This window comes from Streptococcus bouchesdurhonensis (genome assembly GCF_948472335.1).
The window spans coordinates 187,079-206,200 of record NZ_CAOKTW010000003.1; the positions used below are offsets into that span (position 1 = coordinate 187,079).

The 19,122-nt window shown below is 39.6% G+C and carries 14 protein-coding genes and 1 pseudogene; 1 reads left to right on the top strand and 14 read right to left on the bottom strand.

Annotation, left to right across the window (positions count from 1 at the left end; all coding sequences use genetic code 11):
- Positions 1-22: 22 nt before the first annotated feature.
- Positions 23-1,328: pseudogene (locus tag QMQ21_RS06405) on the top strand (transposase).
- 74 nt (positions 1,329-1,402) lie between these two features.
- On the opposite strand, the gene QMQ21_RS06410 reads toward QMQ21_RS06405, so the two are convergent.
- The 14 genes from QMQ21_RS06410 to QMQ21_RS06475 form a co-directional block, all read right to left on the bottom strand.
- The gene (locus QMQ21_RS06410; RefSeq protein WP_261814112.1) at positions 1,403-7,384 is read right to left on the bottom strand and encodes a ZmpA/ZmpB/ZmpC family metallo-endopeptidase; all 5,982 of its coding nucleotides are present in this window, start codon (positions 7,382-7,384) and stop codon (positions 1,403-1,405) included.
- Positions 7,385-7,386: 2 nt separating this feature from the next.
- Entirely contained in the window at positions 7,387-7,950 is a 564-nt protein-coding gene (locus QMQ21_RS06415; protein WP_180374885.1) for a TIGR01440 family protein, read from the bottom strand.
- A gap of 114 nt (positions 7,951-8,064) precedes the next feature.
- A complete protein-coding gene (locus QMQ21_RS06420; protein WP_261814113.1) occupies positions 8,065-9,756 on the bottom strand; it encodes a cache domain-containing sensor histidine kinase in 1,692 nt (563 codons plus the stop codon).
- Positions 9,753-10,490, bottom strand: a complete 738-nt coding sequence (locus QMQ21_RS06425) for a response regulator transcription factor (protein WP_020903450.1) — start codon at positions 10,488-10,490, stop codon at positions 9,753-9,755. The genes QMQ21_RS06420 and QMQ21_RS06425 overlap by 4 nt, the downstream gene beginning before the upstream one ends.
- Positions 10,491-10,560: 70 nt before the next feature.
- The gene (gene msrB / locus QMQ21_RS06430) at positions 10,561-11,673 is read right to left on the bottom strand and encodes a peptide-methionine (R)-S-oxide reductase MsrB (protein ID WP_261814114.1); all 1,113 of its coding nucleotides are present in this window, start codon (positions 11,671-11,673) and stop codon (positions 10,561-10,563) included.
- A 9-nt stretch (positions 11,674-11,682) separates the two neighbouring features.
- Entirely contained in the window at positions 11,683-12,246 is a 564-nt protein-coding gene (locus tag QMQ21_RS06435) for a redoxin family protein (RefSeq protein ID WP_261814115.1), read from the bottom strand.
- A 13-nt stretch (positions 12,247-12,259) separates the two neighbouring features.
- On the bottom strand, positions 12,260-12,970 hold the full coding sequence (gene ccdA2 / locus QMQ21_RS06440; protein WP_261814116.1) for a thiol-disulfide oxidoreductase-associated membrane protein CcdA2: 711 nt from the start codon (positions 12,968-12,970) through the stop codon (positions 12,260-12,262).
- 166 nt (positions 12,971-13,136) lie between these two features.
- The gene (locus QMQ21_RS06445) at positions 13,137-13,685 is read right to left on the bottom strand and encodes a GNAT family N-acetyltransferase (RefSeq protein WP_261814117.1); all 549 of its coding nucleotides are present in this window, start codon (positions 13,683-13,685) and stop codon (positions 13,137-13,139) included.
- 253 nt (positions 13,686-13,938) lie between these two features.
- A complete protein-coding gene (nadE, locus tag QMQ21_RS06450) occupies positions 13,939-14,763 on the bottom strand; it encodes an ammonia-dependent NAD(+) synthetase (protein ID WP_004257179.1) in 825 nt (274 codons plus the stop codon).
- On the bottom strand, positions 14,760-16,220 hold the full coding sequence (locus QMQ21_RS06455; RefSeq protein WP_084950284.1) for a nicotinate phosphoribosyltransferase: 1,461 nt from the start codon (positions 16,218-16,220) through the stop codon (positions 14,760-14,762). Before QMQ21_RS06455 ends, nadE begins: the two co-directional genes overlap by 4 nt.
- Before the next feature lie 115 nt (positions 16,221-16,335).
- The gene (locus QMQ21_RS06460; RefSeq protein ID WP_084950286.1) at positions 16,336-16,824 is read right to left on the bottom strand and encodes a DUF6773 family protein; all 489 of its coding nucleotides are present in this window, start codon (positions 16,822-16,824) and stop codon (positions 16,336-16,338) included.
- The gene (locus QMQ21_RS06465; protein ID WP_173875948.1) at positions 16,814-17,023 is read right to left on the bottom strand and encodes a helix-turn-helix transcriptional regulator; all 210 of its coding nucleotides are present in this window, start codon (positions 17,021-17,023) and stop codon (positions 16,814-16,816) included. Before QMQ21_RS06465 ends, QMQ21_RS06460 begins: the two co-directional genes overlap by 11 nt.
- Before the next feature lie 379 nt (positions 17,024-17,402).
- Positions 17,403-18,131: an ABC transporter permease gene (locus QMQ21_RS06470; RefSeq protein ID WP_000773482.1), complete on the bottom strand. Its 729-nt coding sequence runs from the start codon at positions 18,129-18,131 to the stop codon at positions 17,403-17,405.
- A gap of 15 nt (positions 18,132-18,146) precedes the next feature.
- Positions 18,147-18,992: an ABC transporter ATP-binding protein gene (locus tag QMQ21_RS06475; protein WP_261814118.1), complete on the bottom strand. Its 846-nt coding sequence runs from the start codon at positions 18,990-18,992 to the stop codon at positions 18,147-18,149.
- Between the last annotated feature and the right edge of the window lie 130 nt (positions 18,993-19,122).

Sequence of the window (19,122 nt, forward strand, 5' to 3'; positions counted from 1 at the left end):
ACTACTCATTAGAAAGAATCATATGGAACAATTACATTTTATCACAAAACTACTCGATATCAAAGACCCAAACATCAAAATTGTGGATATCATCAATATGGATACACATAAGGAAATCAGCGCTAAACTGGACTACGACGCCCCATCTTGCCCTGATTGCGGAAGTCAAATGAAGAAATATGACTTCCAAAAAACGTCTAAGATTCCTTACCTTGAAACAACTGGTATGCCTACCAGAATCCTCCTTAAAAAGCGTCGTTTCAAGTGCTATCATTGCTCTAAAATGATGGTAGCCGAGACCTCTCTCGTCAAGAAAAATCACCAAATTCCTCGTATCATCAACCAAAAATTGCGCAAAAGCTGATTGAAAAGACTTCTATGACCGATATCGCTCATCAACTGGCTATTTCAACTTCAACTGTCATTCACAAGCTCAATGACTTTCACTTTAAGCATGACTTTAGCCAACTTCCTGAGATTATGTCTTGGGATGAGTATGCCTTCACCAAGGGAAAGATGAGTTTCATTGCACAAGATTTTGACAATCTCAATATTATCACTGTTCTTGAAGGTAGAACGCAGGCTATCATCCGAAATCACTTTCTTCGCTACGATAGAGTAGTTCGCTGTCAGGTGAAAATCATTACGATGGATATGTTTAGCCCTTACTATGACTTGGCTAAACAGCTTCGCTTTCGAATTTCTAGGCTCAGGCTGAAACAGTCTCCCAGACTGTTTCACTCCCATGTGCTAAAATCGTTCTCGACCGCTTTCACATTGTCCAACATCTAAGCCGTGCTATGAGTCGTGTCCGTGTCCAAATCATGAATCAATTTGAGCGAAAATCTCATGAATACAAGGCTATCAAGCGCTATTGGAAACTCATACAACAAGATAGCCGTAAACTCAGCGATAAGCGATTTTATCGCCCTACTTTTCGCATGCACTTAACAAATAAAGAGATTCTAGACAAGCTTTTGAGCTATTCAGAAGAGTTGAAACATCACTATAATATCCATCAGCTCTTGCTTTTTCACTTTCAGAACAAGGAGCCTGAGAAATTTTTCGGACTTATTAAGGACAATCTAAAGCAGGTTCATCCTCTTTTTCAGACTGTCTTTAAAACCTTCCTCAAGGATAAAGAAAAGATTGTCAACGCCCTTCAACTACCTTATTCTAATGCCAAATCGGAAGCGACCAATAATCTCATCAAACTTATCAAACGAAATGCATTTGGGTTTCGGAACTTTGAAAACTTCAAAAAACGGATTTTTATCGCTCTCAATATCAAAAAAGAAAGGACGAAATCCGTCCTTTCTAGATCTTAGCTTTTCTTCAACCCACTACAGTTGACAAAGAGCCCCTTTTTGATATTAAGTCAGTCCCTTCAGGACTAATAAAATTACTTAAAGATTGAAGTTTTAAAGCTGTTTGTTTGTTGAAGAAGTTTTTTGTATAGTTTTTCTTTAAGTGTAACAGTATTGTCAAATTTAACTGATCCATTCTTAAGAGTAGCTTTATCTTTTTCAACAGCTGCAGCAAATGCATTCTTCAAGTCATCGTAACTACTGTATGTAGTACCGTCGATTGTAACAGGGTTAAATCCTGCTTTCGCTTTATCCACAACTTCTTTGAAGTATTCTTTCTTCCAAGCTTCTAGAGAAGTAAATTTACCATCAGAAACTTTCTTAATGATGAAGTCGTCACCTAAAGTAGCGTTACCAGCTTTTTTAGATTCAGCTTTTAACATATTTGAAGCGTAGTTTAGGAAGCCTTTTTCATATCCATAGTAACCCCACATACGGAAGGTGTTATGTTTGAATGACATTGAGCCAGGAGCTCCTTCACTTGTATTACCACCATAAATACCTGCAGTGATAGGCACTGTTACATAGGCAGTTCCAAATCCAGTTGGGTCATATGTAGCATTACCAGGACCATGTTTTGTCATGAAGTTTTTCTCTACTAAATCATTAACAGAATTCAACTCATATTCTTTTTCTGTTGCATTCAGATCACGAACTACATCATATTGATTCTTCGTATTCGCTCCACGTAGTTTTTTATCCACTTTCTTGAACCAAGCGTTGTTTAGTTCTTTATCGTGTTTATCAAGAACGGCTTCACCTTCTAGATAATCAAGAAGCATGAGCGTATCATTGAAACCTTTCATGTAATGATCGATCTCTTCTCGAGATGCAAGGTCATTTGGATTAGTGTTATACCATTGGTTTCCGTTATTTGGACGTTCATAGGCCATGTTTAATCCTAATGCTTTAAAGTCACCGTTTGGACTTGATTCAGCTGGAGATTGTAACATCCCTTGAGCAAATGCTTCTAAGTCAGTACCTTCACGGTGTCCCGAACCTCCTAGATATACCATACGGTCATTTACGTGAGTTGTTTCATGTGTAAAGGCTGAAATACCAAAGTCACTAATCATATCTGTCACCATGAAGAACACCGAATCATCTTTATATGGTTTAGGATAAACACGAGCTACTGCTCCCATTCGTCCATCTGTTGCATGATAACGACCGGTTGGTCCATATAATTCACGAATTGGCGCAACATCTTTACCACTAGCAGTATGTCCGTATTTATCTGTGCTGATTCCTTTATAGTTTTGGTTATCTAACACAGGAGTTGGGACCATATTGTTGCTCTTAAGCAGTTGATTACGAACTTTATCTAATGATAAACGTGACCAGAAGTCTAGGTAATTTTGTTGACCTTTAGCTACTTTATTAATTTCAGCCTTGAATGCCTCACGCTCAGCTTCAGTATACTTACCATATTTCTCAAATGAGCTATATGCCATAGTGTTATATGTTGAGATTAAGAACATATGTGCATCTTTTAGGTTCAGAAGGGGAAGAATCATCTTACCGTGAACATCGTTATTTAATCCTTCATAAGCTCTGTGTTTCTTATCTGCGAATGCAGGATTTGTAGTTGTTGGTTCAACGACATATACATTATCTTTAGTTGCTTTAATAAACCAATCGTTTAAATCTGTGTCACTTGTGAAGAGTTCCATATTGTATTTTAAGAATGCATTTAGGTCACCCTTACCAGTAGCACCAGCGATCACTTCACGGTATGCATCGTGAGTACGGTCACCTTTTACATTGTTTTCTTTAGAACCAATACTGATGATTCTATCTAAGACACTCACATTCTTACCATAGAAATCAGGTTTGAATAACATTAACTCTTTAATGTTAAAGTCATCGAATTTAACTCCGTAGTAACGGTTGAGGTAAGACAAACCAAGAAGAACTGCAGCTTTATTGTCATCAATTTTCTTAATCAAGGCACGTTTAGCGGCTTCATCAGTGTTCAGTTGGTGATCTTCATTTTCCACTAACTTCGTAACGAATTGATTAAGATTATCTTTAACATACTTGAAGCTTTCTTCTAAGTAAAGGTTCTTAATTGCGTTAACTTTTCCGTCACCATTTTTTCCGAATAATTTGTAAACATCATCAGATTGCAATTCAACTGGACTCAATTTACTTTCGATAGCACTGATCAAATCGGCACGATCTTTAACAACCCTTTTTGGTGTGTAAACAATATCTCCTAAATCATTAATACTATATTCACGAACTTGTTGAACCTTCGATTCTTTTTGTGTAATAGCTTTAATTTCTTTCGTCTTATCTGCATAATGAATCATAATGTGATCAGCATCTGTAAGGTCTGTGACAAAGTCATTTCCTTTCATAGCAGTAACAGACAAAACTTCTGTAGTTAATAATTTAGAACCAGCAGGAATCTTGTTACCTTGGTTAACAATCCATTCTTTATTATAGAATGGTTGAAGTTTTTCAATGTTTCGGTAAGCAAGCTCACGAGATGCGTCGTAATCATCAATATTTTTGTATTGATCAGCCTTACTTACAATGTTGTTCAGTTTGTCTTCAACAGGAAGTGTGCTTTCGAATTTATCAGCAGTGATTCCCATTTTAGCGATTAATTCATCCGCTTTTTCTTGAGTTATACTAGGGACTTTATTTGAGTTTTTATAAGTCTTTTTACCTTCACTTACACCTTCAACACTGTAGTTACGTTTCGTTCTAGAGTATGTGAAGTAATCATCAGCATCGATATCAGAGTGACCGAAGACCATCTCACCAGTCTTAACTTTCATCATAGTGATGTTGTCTTCTATAGCCCCCAGCGCCCAGTTAGTACCTAATAATCCTCCAGACATAACAGCTTCTTTAAGTTCGATAGAACCTTTTGCTACAGAATTTCGAAGGGTACCTTCTTTACCTAAAGTGCTGTTGTTACCACCGTTTTGAGATGAATATACAATTCCGGCAGTCTTAGCTTTGTTACCTGTGATTTCAGCGTCAACATAAGCTTTTTCCACGATACCTTCCCAGTTTTCACCAACGATACCTGTTAAGTAACCACCTTTATTTCCAGCGGCGTGGACTTTACCGATGAATGCAACGTTACTTAATTTTCCACTGCCATCAATTTTATTAATAACACCAGATACATCATTGTTACCAACAACGTTACCTGTTACTTTAATATTCTCTACAGTAGCATTATTTTTAATAACGTTAGCTATCGGTGCGATTCTATCGGTTCCTGGCATGTCGATATTTACATTTTCAAGTAGTAGGTCTTTTACTGTACCACCGACAATATCACCGAATAAAGGTCTGTTCATATTGCTAATGGTAAATTTATTACCATCAGTACTTGTTAATGTTCCTTTGAAAGCATTTGTAACATAAGATTTTCCTGCTGGTTTAACGTTGGCAGCATTGATATTGCTACCAAGCTTAAAGGTACCAGTCGGTTCTTTTTGCATATCTTCAATTAATTCTTTGAAGTTATAGTAAACATTACCTTCTTTTGCTTTTTGTTTTTCAAAGTAATGAACATACTCTTCTTTAAGTGTGTTATCAGCATTACGTTGAATCAAATCAGGTGCTTTGGCAGTGACCTTATACAAGGTCTTGCCATCAACTGTGACTTCTTCAATCTTATCAACAGCCAGTCTGGTTGTTTTGTTATCATGAGTGGTTACTCGTAAATAAAGCGGAGCAACATCAGCTGGTTTTTCCGTAAGCAAACTAGTATCTGTTTCGTTACCGTCAGCGTCTACACTCATCAAGCTTGTTTCTTTGATGTTCTTGATTTCAACTTTTTTGAGGTCAATTCTTAGAGGTTCTTCCTTCAGAACTTCTTCCTCATCACCCTCACCACGGTCATAAACCATCTTGGTTTCAAGTTTATAATCCTTATAGTACTGCAAATCTGTCAGAGTAGTTTTCAAGTCTTCTGGCGAAACATTCAAAGTTTTGACAATCTCATCACCTTTTTTCAGAGTTAGGGTGATAGATTTAATGGCTGCCTTACTTGGATTTTCTAGACTGTACTTAACATCTGAAGTACGCTTCAAATCCTTAGGTTCAACTGCCGTGATAGTCAATACTGGTTTTTCAAAAGTCTTGGTACCACGTTTCAAAATCTTGTCTTGAGGTGCTTCAATGATTTCCTCTGTAACTTTTGGAGCGTCTTCTGTTTTCACTCCTTTGATGGTATTAAAGGTCTTGGTAATTTTTTTCTGACCTTCTTTACCTTCTTGAGCTACAACTTCTAAGCCTTTTTTCAGTTGGTCATCTTCTTTAACAACTTCCTTAAATGGAATCTTTTCAAGACTTTCTTCTACCAGAGTTCCTTCAATTGGTTTTGTCCCACGACTTACCTGTTGGTTTACAGGTTCCTTGGTGACCTCTGTGCTAGTTGAAAGAACTTGATCAGTTTTTACACCTTCCACTGTTTTATAAGTTGTTTTAGTAACTTGACTACCTTTTTCACCATTTCTTACGACAGTTTCTTCGTCCGTGTACTTGGTTGGGTCCTCAGTAGTTTCAGTTTTGTAGTCTAAGTCTGTAGTTGATGTTTCAACAAGGGTTCCCTCAGTTACTTTGTACTCAGGTAACTGATCTTGTACAAGGGCTTGACCTGTTTTACCTTCCTCTTGGGTACCTTTCGCTTCAACTGGAGCCTCTGGCAATTCTGGCTGTGTTAAAGCTTGACCTTCCTTGCCTTCCTCTTGGGTACCTTTTGCTTCAACTGGAGCCTCTGGAAGTTCTGGTTGTGTTAGAGCTTGACCTTCTTTACCTTCCTCTTGAGTTCCTTTTGCTTCTACTGGAGCCTCTGGAAGTTCTGGTTGTGTTAGAGCTTGGCCCTCTTTACCTGGTTCTTGAGTCCCTTTTGCTTCTACTGGAGCCTCTGGCAATTCTGGTTGTGTTAAGGCTTGGCCAGTTTTACCTTCCTCTTGGGTCCCTTTAGCTACTTGATGAGTTGGTTCAGCTTGTGGGGTTGGAGTTGGAGCAGGTTGCACCTCTTTCTTCGTTCCGACTACAATAACTTGCGACACAGGATTTTGAACCACTTGGTCTTCGATAACTTCTCTAACTTCTTGACCATTAAGCATTGATACTTTGGTTACAAGGCGACGCTGACCATTTACTCCGGCTGTGACGATACGAGTCTGTCCTTCTGCTAGATTAGTATCTGGGCTTGTGACTGTTTTAAACGGAATCTCTACCAAGCTCTCTTCCTGTCTTGTCTGAGGATTCGCAGAAACTGGTTTTTCTTCAGCAGCAGGAGCAACTAAAGTTTGTGTCACAGGTTTTTCAACGATAGTTTCTGGAGCAACAGCAGGTGTTTCTTGAACTACTTCTGTTTTCTCGATTTCATTTGCACTTTGCTTTTCTACTGGCAACTGAGGCTTCTCAGCTGAAGCTGGTCTTGATGGATGGAGTTCCGCTTCCTTAAAGTATCCAATATACTCATAGCCATCAATGTGGATAATCCCTTCAGCCAATCCTTCATGTGTAGAGGCCGAAATAGTTTGGTTATAAGAAAGCAATTCTTTATTTTCAAATGCGAATGTCCCATAAGGTACAAAGGTACTGGCTCCTAAAGAACCAATCAAGAGAACACCTAGAACCTCTTTGCGACCTTTTTTGGACACCAAAAAGACTGCTAGAGAAGCAGTTGCCAAGCCAAGACCTGCCAAAGCTAGTTCCTTACTTCCTGTGTAAGGAAGTTGTTGACTATTAGTTGCCTTCTTGCGATAAACTACATAGAGAATATCTTCATCTTGAAATTCTGTTGGAACCTCATGATGAATCAGGGCTTTTTCAGACTCGGTCAATTCCTGCTCCGCCAAATAACGGTAATGAACGCTATGAGCACCACCGACTTCATTGGCTTGAACCTTATCCACTGAAAGGGTACTGGCACCAAAAAGGAAGGCCCCGATGGCTACAGGACCTACCCCAACAGTTAGCTTACGAATCGAATATTTGGTGATTTTTTCTAGTTGTTGTTTTGTTTTTTTCATTCTCACGACTTTCTGATAGAATCTTGTGGATAATGCGCACGCGCACCTCCAATTAATTTTGGACGGCTAGCAAGAGCCGTTACATGGGCATGCCCAATTTCTCTCAAAAGAGGGCGAATCGGAACCTGAACATGCTTAACATGCATACCAATTGCAGTATCTCCGATATCCAATCCAGCATGAGCCTTGATAAATTCAACCTCAACTGGATCTTGCATAAACTTGAAGGCTGCCAACTGACCTGAACCTCCTGCATGGAGAGTGGGAAGGACACTGACGATTTCCAGACCAAACCGCTCTGCCACCTGACGTTCAACAACGAGGGCCCGATTGACATGTTCACAACCTTGAACAGCTAGATGAATTCCTTTTTCCTCTAGGATATCTAAGATGGTCTTCACGATGATTTCCCCAATTTCTTGGCTGGATTCCTTGCCAATCTGACCACCTATTACTTCACTAGAAGAAAGGCCCAAAACAAAGATAGATCCTTGCTTCAAATTGGCCTTTTCTAATACATCGTTTACAATCTGGCTAGTTTCTCTTTGAATGTCTTTTTCCTTCATACTTGATACCTCTTTTGTCATTATCTATCATATCGTTTTTTCTACGTTTTAGCAAGATAGACAACCTAGAAAGCTTGCCCAATTACGCATAAAACTCCCAGAATTGACTGGGAGTTAACTAGTTTCTATTCTATTTATGTATATTTCAACTGTCGTACCTTTTGAGGGAATAGAATCAATCTTCATTTGGTAATGTTCTCCAAAATGAAGTTTGAGCCGTTGATCAACATTTTGAAGACCAACTCCCCCACGTTTGAGTTGACTTTGACTACTATCGCTAGCATCTTGGAAACCAACTCCATCATCCTCAATACGGATGACCATTCCTGAATCCTGTTTCTGAACAGAAACTCTAATATGTCCCTGACCTTCCTTTTCCTTAATGCCATGGTAAAGAGCATTTTCTACTAGAGGTTGCAACACCAGCTTTGGCAAGACTAGCTTATCAAAAGTAGAATCTTCATTAATCTCATAGTTCAACTTATCCCCATAGCGTTGTTTCTGGATAAAGAGATACTGGCGGACATGGTTGATTTCGTCAGAGAGGCAAATCAAGTCCTTGCCTTGATTGAGCGCCAAGCGGAAATAGGTCGCCAAGGACTTGGTCACCTGAACCACTCGCTGACTATCCTGAAATTCAGCCATCCAAATAATGGTGTCCAATGTATTATAGAGGAAATGCGGATTAATCTGGCTCGATAGGGCTTGAAGTTGGTACTGACGGGTCGTTTCTTCCTGCCTGCGAATATCCGCCATCAGCTGATCAATCTGATCCAGCATGGCATTGAACTGACGAGTCACTTCTCTCAGTTCATGGGCACCAGTTTCCTTGGCACGAAGATTCTGATTACCAGAAGCAATCTCCAGCATGGTTTCTCTCAAGTCATTCAGAGGAGCAATCCAACGTTTAAGACTAATCCACACCAAGCAGAGACAGGCAAGAAGAGATGTGAAACTGGCTCCAAGCAAGGTCCACATGAGTTGACTCCGAACCTGGTCTAACTTCTCCAGCGAAGACACGCCAAGCACCGTCCAATCAGTTCCAGCAATTCTTTCCTGACTGACGTAGGATTTGTGATCTGGAGTATAGCCCTGCCCTGTCTCAATGTAGTGTTTCATAGCCTCCATTTCGCTAGACGAACTATAAACTGTGTGTTGAGGATGGTAAACAAATTCATGGTTTTCATTGATGATAAAGGCAAAGCCCTGCTGCCCCAACTGAAGTTGATTTAGATAGGCTTCCAGAGTTTCATAAGAAATATCCAAACGAAGCACGCCCAGATTAGCTCCCTTTGCATCAACAAGTTCTTGAGTGACAGAAATGACCCACTGACTATCTGATTTACGAGCTGGTGTCAAAACAGGCTTAGCTCCCTGATGAATGGCCTTTTGGTACCAATCCTCAGTCATCATATCTGAGGAAGTTTTCATCTGCACACTATCATCCGTAGAAATGACCTGACCAGATTTGGTTACCAGCACAACAGCTTTCAAGTCCTGGTCTGACTTTAAAATGGTCAAAAACAAATCTCGAATTCCCTTGACCTTTTCTTGACTGGGATTCTCAGCATAGGTTAGGACATCTGCCTGCTGGGTCAAACTGGTCGAGGTGGTTTCTAATTTTTTGATATAAGACTGGATAAAGTGGCTAGTCTGACTGATAGTCGTTTGGCTATTGCCCTCAATAGTAGCCTCAATGGCTGAAGAACTAGATTGATAGTAGAAAGTCCCAACCAGAGCTAGGAGAATGAGAAAGACCAGAAAGATGGAAATAACCATTCTGACTAGGAGAGAAGAACGTTTCATCGATCTTCCCCCTTCTTAAACTGGCGAGGTGTCACACCTGCAATCTGTTTAAAACGTTGGGTAAAATAGTTCATATCTTCAAAGCCAACCTTCTCTGCGATCTCGTAAATCTTCAGATCGGTAGTTAAAAGCAAAAGCTTGGCTTGTTTGACACGTTCTCTCACCAGATAATCCTGAAAAGGCAGGCCTAACTCTTTCTTAATCAAAGAACTCAGATAAGTCGGGCTAAAACCCAAGTCACTGGCCAAACTCTTCAAACTAAATTGGCTATCAGCCAGATGGGACTGGATTTTCTGGGCCATATTTCCCTCAAACTTATCAGTCAATAAATCTTGTAACTGCTCTTCTTTCTCTTCCTTATCCAACTTTTGCTTGATTTTCCCCAGCATTTCCTCGATATCCTGACGAGAAAAGGGCTTGAGTAGGTAATCATCCACACCTAGTTTGACAGCAGACAAGGCATAATCAAAATCATCGTAGCCTGTTAAAAAGACCAAATGCACCTGAGGATAGGTTTCTCGGACCAGACTGGCCAACTGGATCCCATTTAGCTGAGGCATGTTGATATCGGTTAAAATAATATCTGGCACCTGCTTTTGTATCAATTCCCAAGCCTGCCTTCCATTTTCAGCTTGACCGATGATTTCCATATCGTAGGCTGCTACATTGACCAGTTTAGTCAAGCCTTGTCTTACCAGATATTCATCTTCTACGATTAAGATTGTGTAGGTCATGCTTCTCTCCTTTGTCACTTACTAGTATCAGTATAGCAAAATTCTCCTCTAACTGCTTAGGAAAGACCTCTTAATCGACATAATCTAGTAAATAAGCATAGCCTTTTTCTTCCATTTGATCTTTAGGAATAAAGCGGATAGAGAGACTATTAATACAGTAGCGCAAGCCACCCTTGTCCTGTGGTCCATCCGTAAAGACATGGCCAAGGTGAGAATCTCCAACTCGGCTTCGCACTTCCATTCGCGTCATATTGTAAGACTTATCTTCCTTATAGGTGGCGACATCTGGACTGATTGGTTGGGTGAAACTAGGCCAACCACAACCAGACTCAAACTTGTCCTTTGATGAAAAGAGGGGTTCGCCAGTTGCTACATCCACATAGATACCAGATTCAAATTTATCCCAGTAGCGGTTTGAAAAAGCCCGTTCTGTTTGATTTTTCTGGGTAACTGCATACTCCTCAGTTGACAAAGTCTTTTTCAATTCCTCGTCACTTGGTTTGGGATATTTGCTGGCATCAATGACGGGATAGGCTGCCTGATTGACATTGATATGGCAGTAGCCATTTGGATTTTTCTTGAGATAGTCTTGGTGGTAATCCTCAGCCACTACAAAATTCTTCAAGGTTTCCTTTTCAACTGCTAGAGGTTGGTCGTATTTCTGAGCCACCTCATCAAAGACTTGGTTAATCACCTCTAAATCCTTCTCATCTGTGTAATAAACACCGGTACGGTACTGGGTCCCCACATCATTTCCTTGTTTATTTTTGCTGGTTGGATTGATAATGCGGAAGTAATGTAGCAATATTTCCTTGAGGGAAATTTGCTTGGCATCATAGGTGACATGGACAGTCTCCGCATGTCCTGTTTGGTTAATCAATTCGTACTTGGTTGATTCCCCTCTACCGTTTGCATAGCCTGAAACGGCATCTGTCACTCCGGGAACGCGTGAGAAATATTCCTCCACTCCCCAGAAACATCCCCCAGCTAGATAAATTTCATGCAAGTCTGCGTCTTTACTAATTTCTGTTTTTTTCACTGTTTTTCCTCCTTGGCTAACTGCTGCTTTCTCAATTTGCGAGCTATCTGTCTGCCCTGCATTTCGCATCAATAGAAAATAGAAACCGGTTATGGCTAGGAAAAAAATCCCTGCCAAGACAAACAATTTTACTTTATCGTTCATGACTTTTCTCTACCCCATTTCTTTCAATTCTTTTAAAATCATATCCTTATCCATAAAACCTGGTTGCGTTTTGACCAGCTTGCCTTCCTTGTCTATAAATGCTTGAGTTGGGTAAGAACGGACACCATAACTTTCCAAAAGTTTGCCTGATGGATCAATTAGAACTGGGAAATTTTTATAATCCAAGCCCTTGTACCAGTTCTTAAAGTCAGCTTCCGCTTGTTCTCCCTTGTGACCAGGAGACACCACTGTTAAGACCACGTAGTCATCACCAGCATCCTTAGCAATTTCATCCGTATCCGGAAGACTAGCCAGACAGATAGAACACCAAGAAGCCCAGAATTTAAGATAAACTTTCTTGCCCTTGTAATCAGACAAGCGGTAGGTCTTGCCGTCTACACCTGTCAATTCAAAATCAGCAACCGCCTGACCTTTAGTGGCAGTTTGCGTGCTGACTTGTTCTGTTTTGGTTTGCTCCTTCATAGTAGACTCGTCTGACATGTTTTTAGCCGAACAGGCTGCCAAACAACAGATTGAGCCTACTCCAAGGAGACATGTTTGCCATTTTTTCATGTCTTCTTCCTTTCTATTCAAATAATGTAGTCAAAATGGAAGCATTTCCCAAAAGCACCAAGATTCCCATTACGATAATGAGAAAACCTCCCACTTTTTTGAGGGTTCCGAGGTAAGGATGGAGTTTTCGGAAATGTTTCAAAACATAGCTGGAGGCAAGAGCTAGAACCAAAAATGGTAGCGCCAAGCCCAGCGTGTAAACCAACATGAGACCAGCTCCCTGCCAAGCTCCTGAACCACCTGAAGCTGCCAATGCTAAAACAGACCCAAGAACCGGCCCCACACATGGCGTCCAAGCAAAACTAAAGGTCAATCCCAGTAAAAATGCCTGACTATAGCCCTTACCCTTTTGCCCCTGTCTCCTTAATTGTAGCCTTCTTTCCTTGTAGAGCCCCTGCAAATGTAAGACTTCCATCTGGTGCAAGCCCAAGAAAATGATAACCGCACCTGTCACATACTGAAACCAAGAAGCATACAGCAAATTGCCTAAAAAACCAGCTCCATAGCCCAGTAAGATAAAAACAAAGGAAATTCCTGCTATAAAGGCCAAAGTTCGCAATAGACTAACACTTGATATTGAATATTTTCCACTAGAAGCTTGAGCACCATCTTTGTCATCCAACAAGACCCCTGCATAGACCGGTAACAAGGGTAAAATACAAGGAGAAAAGAAGGAAAGAATTCCAGCAAGAAAAACACTGATAAAAAAGATTATATTATCCATCGCCTTCCTCCATTCTTTGATTTGATAGGACTATTATAGCCCCAAAACTCCAGAAAAAACAGGGACAATGATAGGGAAAAATAGGAATTTAATCAGGTTATGTAAAAAATGTTGCAAAAAAAGCCAGACACAGTCTGACTTTGATGGAAACTGAAAAGAAAATTCACTAGTCTTCCCTGCTTATCTGATAATAAATAAGGTCCGCAAGATAGCCTTTTCTCTCTACAGCATTGGTAATAGTCTTGAGATAGGACATTCCAACCTTCTCCATGACACGACCTGAAGCTGGATTGAGACTGGCATAACGTGCCTTGACTTCTTGAAAGCCTGCTTGAGTAAAACAGAAGTCCAAGACAGCTTTCAAGGCCTCCGTCATCATACCATGACCCCAGTATTTCTTGCCTAGCACATAGCCAATTTCACAAGAAGAATCGTTCTCATCTATTGCAACGATGCTGATATCTCCTATCACCTGCTCCGGGTTTTCTTTGAGACAAATGGCCCATTTGTAATAGTTGGGATTAGCATAGGAAACAACCCAATTACGAATCGAGTTTCGAGTCACCTCGACATCAGAATGGGGATCCCAAGTGACGTAAGTTAGATTCTCAGCAGACGAAGCCCAATTTTGAAACATAGCCTCTGCATCTCTCTCCACAAATCTTCTTAAAATCAAACGTTCTGTCTGTAATATTTGCGTACCGATTGCTTTCATGACGCTACCTCGCTTTCTGATAGATGATTCTATGTCCAATCTCAATTTAAATTTACTTTAGAATTTCAAGGTAATAAGCTAAAAAGGTCCACAGGACCTTCTCTCACTTTCTTATTTCAAGGTGAGAGGCTGAAAACCTCCACTGGAGGTTATTCTTGCTCTCGAGTTTCAGGGCAAGAAGCTAAAAAGGTCCACAGTACCTTCCTCGCTTTCTCATTTCTAGGCTCAGGGTAAAAAGGTCCACAGGACCTTTTTACTCCCAAAAGTCATCAAATACGGTGATGGGTAGGTGGCGTTTGTGTTGGCCTTTGTGCCACCAGTTTTCGATAGTAGCTTGGGCTTCTGGGCTAATTGTTTTACCTTCTAGGTAGTCGTCAATCTCTTCATAAGTGACTCCGAGGGCTACTTCGTCAGCTAGACCTGGTTTGTCTTCTTCTAGATCTGCCGTTGGAATTTTTTCATAGAGTGCTGGGTCTGCACCAAGTTCCTGCAAGAGTTGTTTTCCTTGGCGTTTATTGAGGCGATAAAGAGGGAGAATATCCGCACCACCGTCACCAAACTTGGTAAAGAAACCTGTGATATTTTCCGCGGCGTGGTCTGTTCCAATGACCGCTCCGCTATGGGCACCAGCAAGGGCATACTGAGCAATCATACGGCAACGAGCCTTGATATTGCCCTTGTTGAAGTCTGAGACAGGACTACCTGTCGCTTCAACTGCGGCTGTCATGGCATCAGCTGATTCCTTAATATTCACAACCAAGCTGACATCTGGCTGGATGAAGGCTAGGGCTTTTTGAGCATCTGCTTCATCAGCTTGCACTCCATATGGCAGACGGACAGCGATAAATTTGTAGCTATCATCCCCTGTCTCTGCTCGCAGTTCTTCCATGGCCAGTTGAGCCAATCGTCCTGCTAAGGTTGAGTCTTGTCCTCCAGAAATCCCTAGTACAAAAGTTTTAAGGAAGGGGTGTTTTTTCAAATATCTTTTTAAAAAATCAATGGAACGACGAATTTCTTCCTGGGCATCAATCACCGGTTTGACACCCAGCTCTTGGATAATCGTTTCTTGCAAACTCATTCTTCTTCTCCTTCACCAAGGGCTTCCTTGCGCATTTTGTCAATCAAGTCCATCTTATCTTGCCATACATCACGCGCCAAATCCACTGGATAGTGCTGCGGATTGAGCACACGCTTATACTCATCCCAAAGCTTGTCAAATTCCTTACGAGCATAATCCTGAATCTCAGTCAAGCTAGGCAAGTTGTAAATCAATTTTCCGTCTTTAAAGATATCCACCAAGAGAGGAACAGCATCAAAATTACGAACGGTTTTCTTGATGTAAGTATAAGTCGGATGGAACATCTTGATTTCTGTCATGTCACTCACATCCACACCATCATAGGTGATGTAGTCGCCCTCTGACTTGCCTTTTTCACGACTGGTAATCCGCCACACCTGCTTCTTACCTGGCGTTGACACTTTTTCCGCATTATTAGACAGCTTGATGGTATTGCGCATGTTACCATTTTCATCTTCGATGGCCACAATCTTATAAACTGCTCCAAGAGCAGGCTGGTCATAAGCTGTAATCAGCTTAGTTCCCACACCCCAGACATCAATCTTAGCCTTTTGCATCTTGAGATTGAGGATGGTATTTTCATCTAGATCATTTGAAGCATAAATCTTAGCCTCTGTAAAACCAGCCTCGTCTAGTTGCTGACGGACTTTCTTAGAAATGTAGGCAATATCCCCAGAGTCAATCCGCACACCCATAAAGTTAATCTGGTCGCCTAGCTCACGTGCCACCTGAATGGCAGCTGGTACACCGATACGAAGGGTGTCATAAGTGTCCACAAGAAAGACACAGTTTTTGTGGGTTGCGGCGTAAGCTTTGAAAGCCTCATAGTCGTTACCATAAACCTGCACCAAGGAATGGGCATGGGTACCCAAGACAGGAATGTCAAAGAGTTTACCAGCACGCACGTTGCTGGTTCCATTGGCACCACCAATCACCGCTGCGCGTGTTCCCCAGATAGCCGCATCCATTTCTTGCGCCCTACGTGTCCCAAACTCCATCAAGGGTTCATCTTCGATAACTGAACGAATACGAGCTGCCTTAGTAGCCACCAAGGTCTGGTAGTTGACGATGTTCAAAAGAGCCGTTTCGACCAACTGGCATTGGGCTAAAGGGCCTTCAACTTGCACAATCGGTTCATTAGCAAAAACCAAATCCCCTTCTTGGGCAGAACGAACGGTCAACTCCAACTTGAAATTGCGAAGATAGTCCAAGAATTCCCCATGATAGCCAAGCGACTCCAAATAGGCAATATCACTATCTGAAAAACGCAAGTCTTCAAGATAGTTCACAATTCTTTCCAAACCAGCAAAAACCGCATAGCCGTTCTTAAAAGGCTGTTGGCGGAAATATACCTCAAAAACCGCCTTCTTATTGTGAATTCCTTGGTCAAAGTAAACCTGCATCATGTTAATCTGGTACAAGTCCGTGTGCAATGTCAAACTATCATCTGGATACATACTTTTCCTACTTCCTTAGCTAGAAATACATGAAAATTTTCAAAAACTTTCATGTATTCCAATAAATTAGTACTATTATATCACATTTTAGCTGGATTGAGAAAAGAGTAACAAGCTATTCTCCACTCTCCAGTTCATCCATGTCTTGCTCAAATTTTTTCTGAGCCCATTCGCCATAACTCTTAAGACCGAGATTGCCGATAAAGACCCAAGGAAGGTAAATGACATAAGTAATAACCCAAGCAGACAAGTATTTAACGTTTAAAGGATTATGCTGATAAATTTCTATGTTGAATTGATAATTCTGCAACATCAAAAGAGCAGTAATAGCCAAGGTTAGGAAAAAACAACCCAAAATCGTAAAATGAAAACGACTATAGTAGGTCACTCCCAGATAACGGGCTCGATTGAAAAAGAAGAAAATTCCTACTATCAGAGTATAGACTAGAAAATTCGGATTAAAAAGAGATGGAGCCAACACTGCCACCAAATAGCTTAGAAGTACAAGCCCAATAAAGAGTGAAAAAGACTCTGCCCCAGCTTTATTGATTAGTTGTTCTTCTCTTTCGTCAAGTAATTGATAATGAATAAATTTAGTTACCATCTTCTTCCTCCCAAAATAATTGGTCTAGGGTTTTCCCTAAACATCTGCAAATGGACTGGCAGAGCGAGAGACTGGGATTGTATTTTCCCGCCTCTATCAAACCAATAGTCTGTCGCGTCACCCCGACAGCCTCTGCCAGTTGACCTTGTGTTAAATCAAGCTCCACACGAGCTAATTTTAATTTTAAATTTTTAGCCACCTGCGCCCTCCTTATAGTTTTAATACTCATCTACTCTTAAAAAATCCAAAACCAACACAAGCTGTCAGCTATTTATTATAACCTCATTAATTAGCACTCCAATATTATCTTCAGCCTAAAATCAGTATGTTGGATTATTTGAAATAAACTTCCTAGTTTGCTATTTGATTTTTTGTTTAGTATTAGCTTTAGTAGGGTCTTTTAAACGAGTTTTGATTGCTTGTATTTCTTATTTAGTTGATTTCATATCACTATTATATAATGCTTTTGGAAATGAGTCTAGCATAAGATAAAAACGTGTACACAACAAGAGCAGGAGCATAGCAAGATGACTGATTTTTTGCTGGATTTGCAGTCTGCAAAATAATACTAAATGAAACTAAAATGAATACTCCTTGCTTTTCTTGAGAGTGAACAAGTACAATAAAATGATTGTAGTGATTACCACAAGATACTGACTAATAGACATCGTATTTGAAGCAACAAATACAGGTAAGGAATAAAAAGGAAGAAGTTCAATCGCTTTGATAAACAAATCATTACTAGTATTCATCATAATCGTATTTAATATATTAGGGATAAAGAGTAGTAAAGCTACTAAAATACCAAATACCAAGCCACTTTTCAATTTGTATAAATAAAAAATGTAAGATAATAGAAAATAAAATAGGACTAACAAAATTGTATTGACTACAATGGCTGCTATAAAATCTAATCCTAAATCACCTGGAACACCCAATTTACTTACGATGACTAGTAGCACAATGCCATTCAAAGCATAAATAATGGAAACTGAGATGGCATATATAAAATTAGACAAGACGTAAATCATCCGATTTTTCTGTTGATTATAAAATAAACTTATCGTATTGTGGGAAAAATCCCTGCTAATAATTCGGTTAGCATGTATAACAGCCATTAACATACCGAGCATAGCATAAAAGTTTGAAATATGCTTAATACCAAGCGATGTCCCTTGAGTCTTTAGAATAAAGAATGTAACCAATATCGGCGGTATAAACGAGATAATCAAACCAAGATATATTACGCCTGATGAATATAAATCCCTTATATTTTCCTTAAGAAAATTCAATTTATTTAATTTCATGATTATAACCTTCCTTTATTTTGAACGATTTAGATAAATATCTTTAAGCGTCTCTTTTTTAGTTTCAAAATCAACTACTTTAATAGAGTTTTCGTTAAAAAATTTAAAAAGCTCACTACTTTGAATATTCCCAGACATAGTAATTCTCAGTCCCTCTTCCTGAACAATATCCCCAAATTCTTGTTTGGTAATGAAAATGTCTTTATCTGTAGCTGATGAAAAAGCTATCTCAAACAAGCAATTATGTCTATCTTTTCCTACTTTTTGGAATGTCAAAAGCCCGTTCTCCAAGAAAAGGACCCTCTCACAAATTTCTTCAATATCTTCTAATTTATGACTCGATATTAAAATTCCCACATTTTCATGTAAAGCTAAGTTTTTTAGAACTGCTAAAACTATTTGTGATGATTCAATATCTAAACCATTAGTCGGTTCATCTAAAATCAATATATCAGGTTCCGTAACGAGAGTTAGAAGCAAAGCTAATTTTTGTTTTGTACCTAAAGAATAGGTCTTTACTTTTTTATTAATAGACTGAGTCAAATCTAACTCTTGGATCAAACTTCCAAATCTTTCTTTATTGTAGTCAACACCATATAAATTTGACAAATATTTTAAATTCTCTAAACCTGTTTTAGATAAAAATAATTTTGGTTCTTCGATTAAATACCCAACATTATCACTACTTATAATATTCCCTGAAGTCGGTTGATTATTCTGAACAAGAATTTTCATCAATGTACTCTTGCCAACTCCGTTTCTCCCTACTAGACCAACAATTTCACCCTTATTAAGTGCAAAATTTATATCTTTGAGAATGATTGAATGAGCATAATGCTTACTTACATTTATAACTTCCATTTTTTATTCCTCCATTAACATTCTTGGTTTTCTCTTTGATTCTCATTAATTTTAAAAAGTTGCGCCTCTTTTTAACAACATTATATCATATATCTAACTTAATGCAATATATAAATGTCATTTTGTAAAA

Coding starts and splice junctions, on each gene's coding strand:
- QMQ21_RS06410 (WP_261814112.1), bottom strand. CDS start 7,384: ATGAAAAAAACAAAACAACAACTAGAAAAAATCACCAAATATTCGATT.
- QMQ21_RS06415 (WP_180374885.1), bottom strand. CDS start 7,950: ATGAAGGAAAAAGACATTCAAAGAGAAACTAGCCAGATTGTAAACGAT.
- QMQ21_RS06420 (WP_261814113.1), bottom strand. CDS start 9,756: ATGAAACGTTCTTCTCTCCTAGTCAGAATGGTTATTTCCATCTTTCTG.
- QMQ21_RS06425 (WP_020903450.1), bottom strand. CDS start 10,490: ATGACCTACACAATCTTAATCGTAGAAGATGAATATCTGGTAAGACAA.
- msrB (WP_261814114.1), bottom strand. CDS start 11,673: ATGAACGATAAAGTAAAATTGTTTGTCTTGGCAGGGATTTTTTTCCTA.
- QMQ21_RS06435 (WP_261814115.1), bottom strand. CDS start 12,246: ATGAAAAAATGGCAAACATGTCTCCTTGGAGTAGGCTCAATCTGTTGT.
- ccdA2 (WP_261814116.1), bottom strand. CDS start 12,970: ATGGATAATATAATCTTTTTTATCAGTGTTTTTCTTGCTGGAATTCTT.
- QMQ21_RS06445 (WP_261814117.1), bottom strand. CDS start 13,685: ATGAAAGCAATCGGTACGCAAATATTACAGACAGAACGTTTGATTTTA.
- nadE (WP_004257179.1), bottom strand. CDS start 14,763: ATGAGTTTGCAAGAAACGATTATCCAAGAGCTGGGTGTCAAACCGGTG.
- QMQ21_RS06455 (WP_084950284.1), bottom strand. CDS start 16,220: ATGTATCCAGATGATAGTTTGACATTGCACACGGACTTGTACCAGATT.
- QMQ21_RS06460 (WP_084950286.1), bottom strand. CDS start 16,824: ATGGTAACTAAATTTATTCATTATCAATTACTTGACGAAAGAGAAGAA.
- QMQ21_RS06470 (WP_000773482.1), bottom strand. CDS start 18,131: ATGAAATTAAATAAATTGAATTTTCTTAAGGAAAATATAAGGGATTTA.
- QMQ21_RS06475 (WP_261814118.1), bottom strand. CDS start 18,992: ATGGAAGTTATAAATGTAAGTAAGCATTATGCTCATTCAATCATTCTC.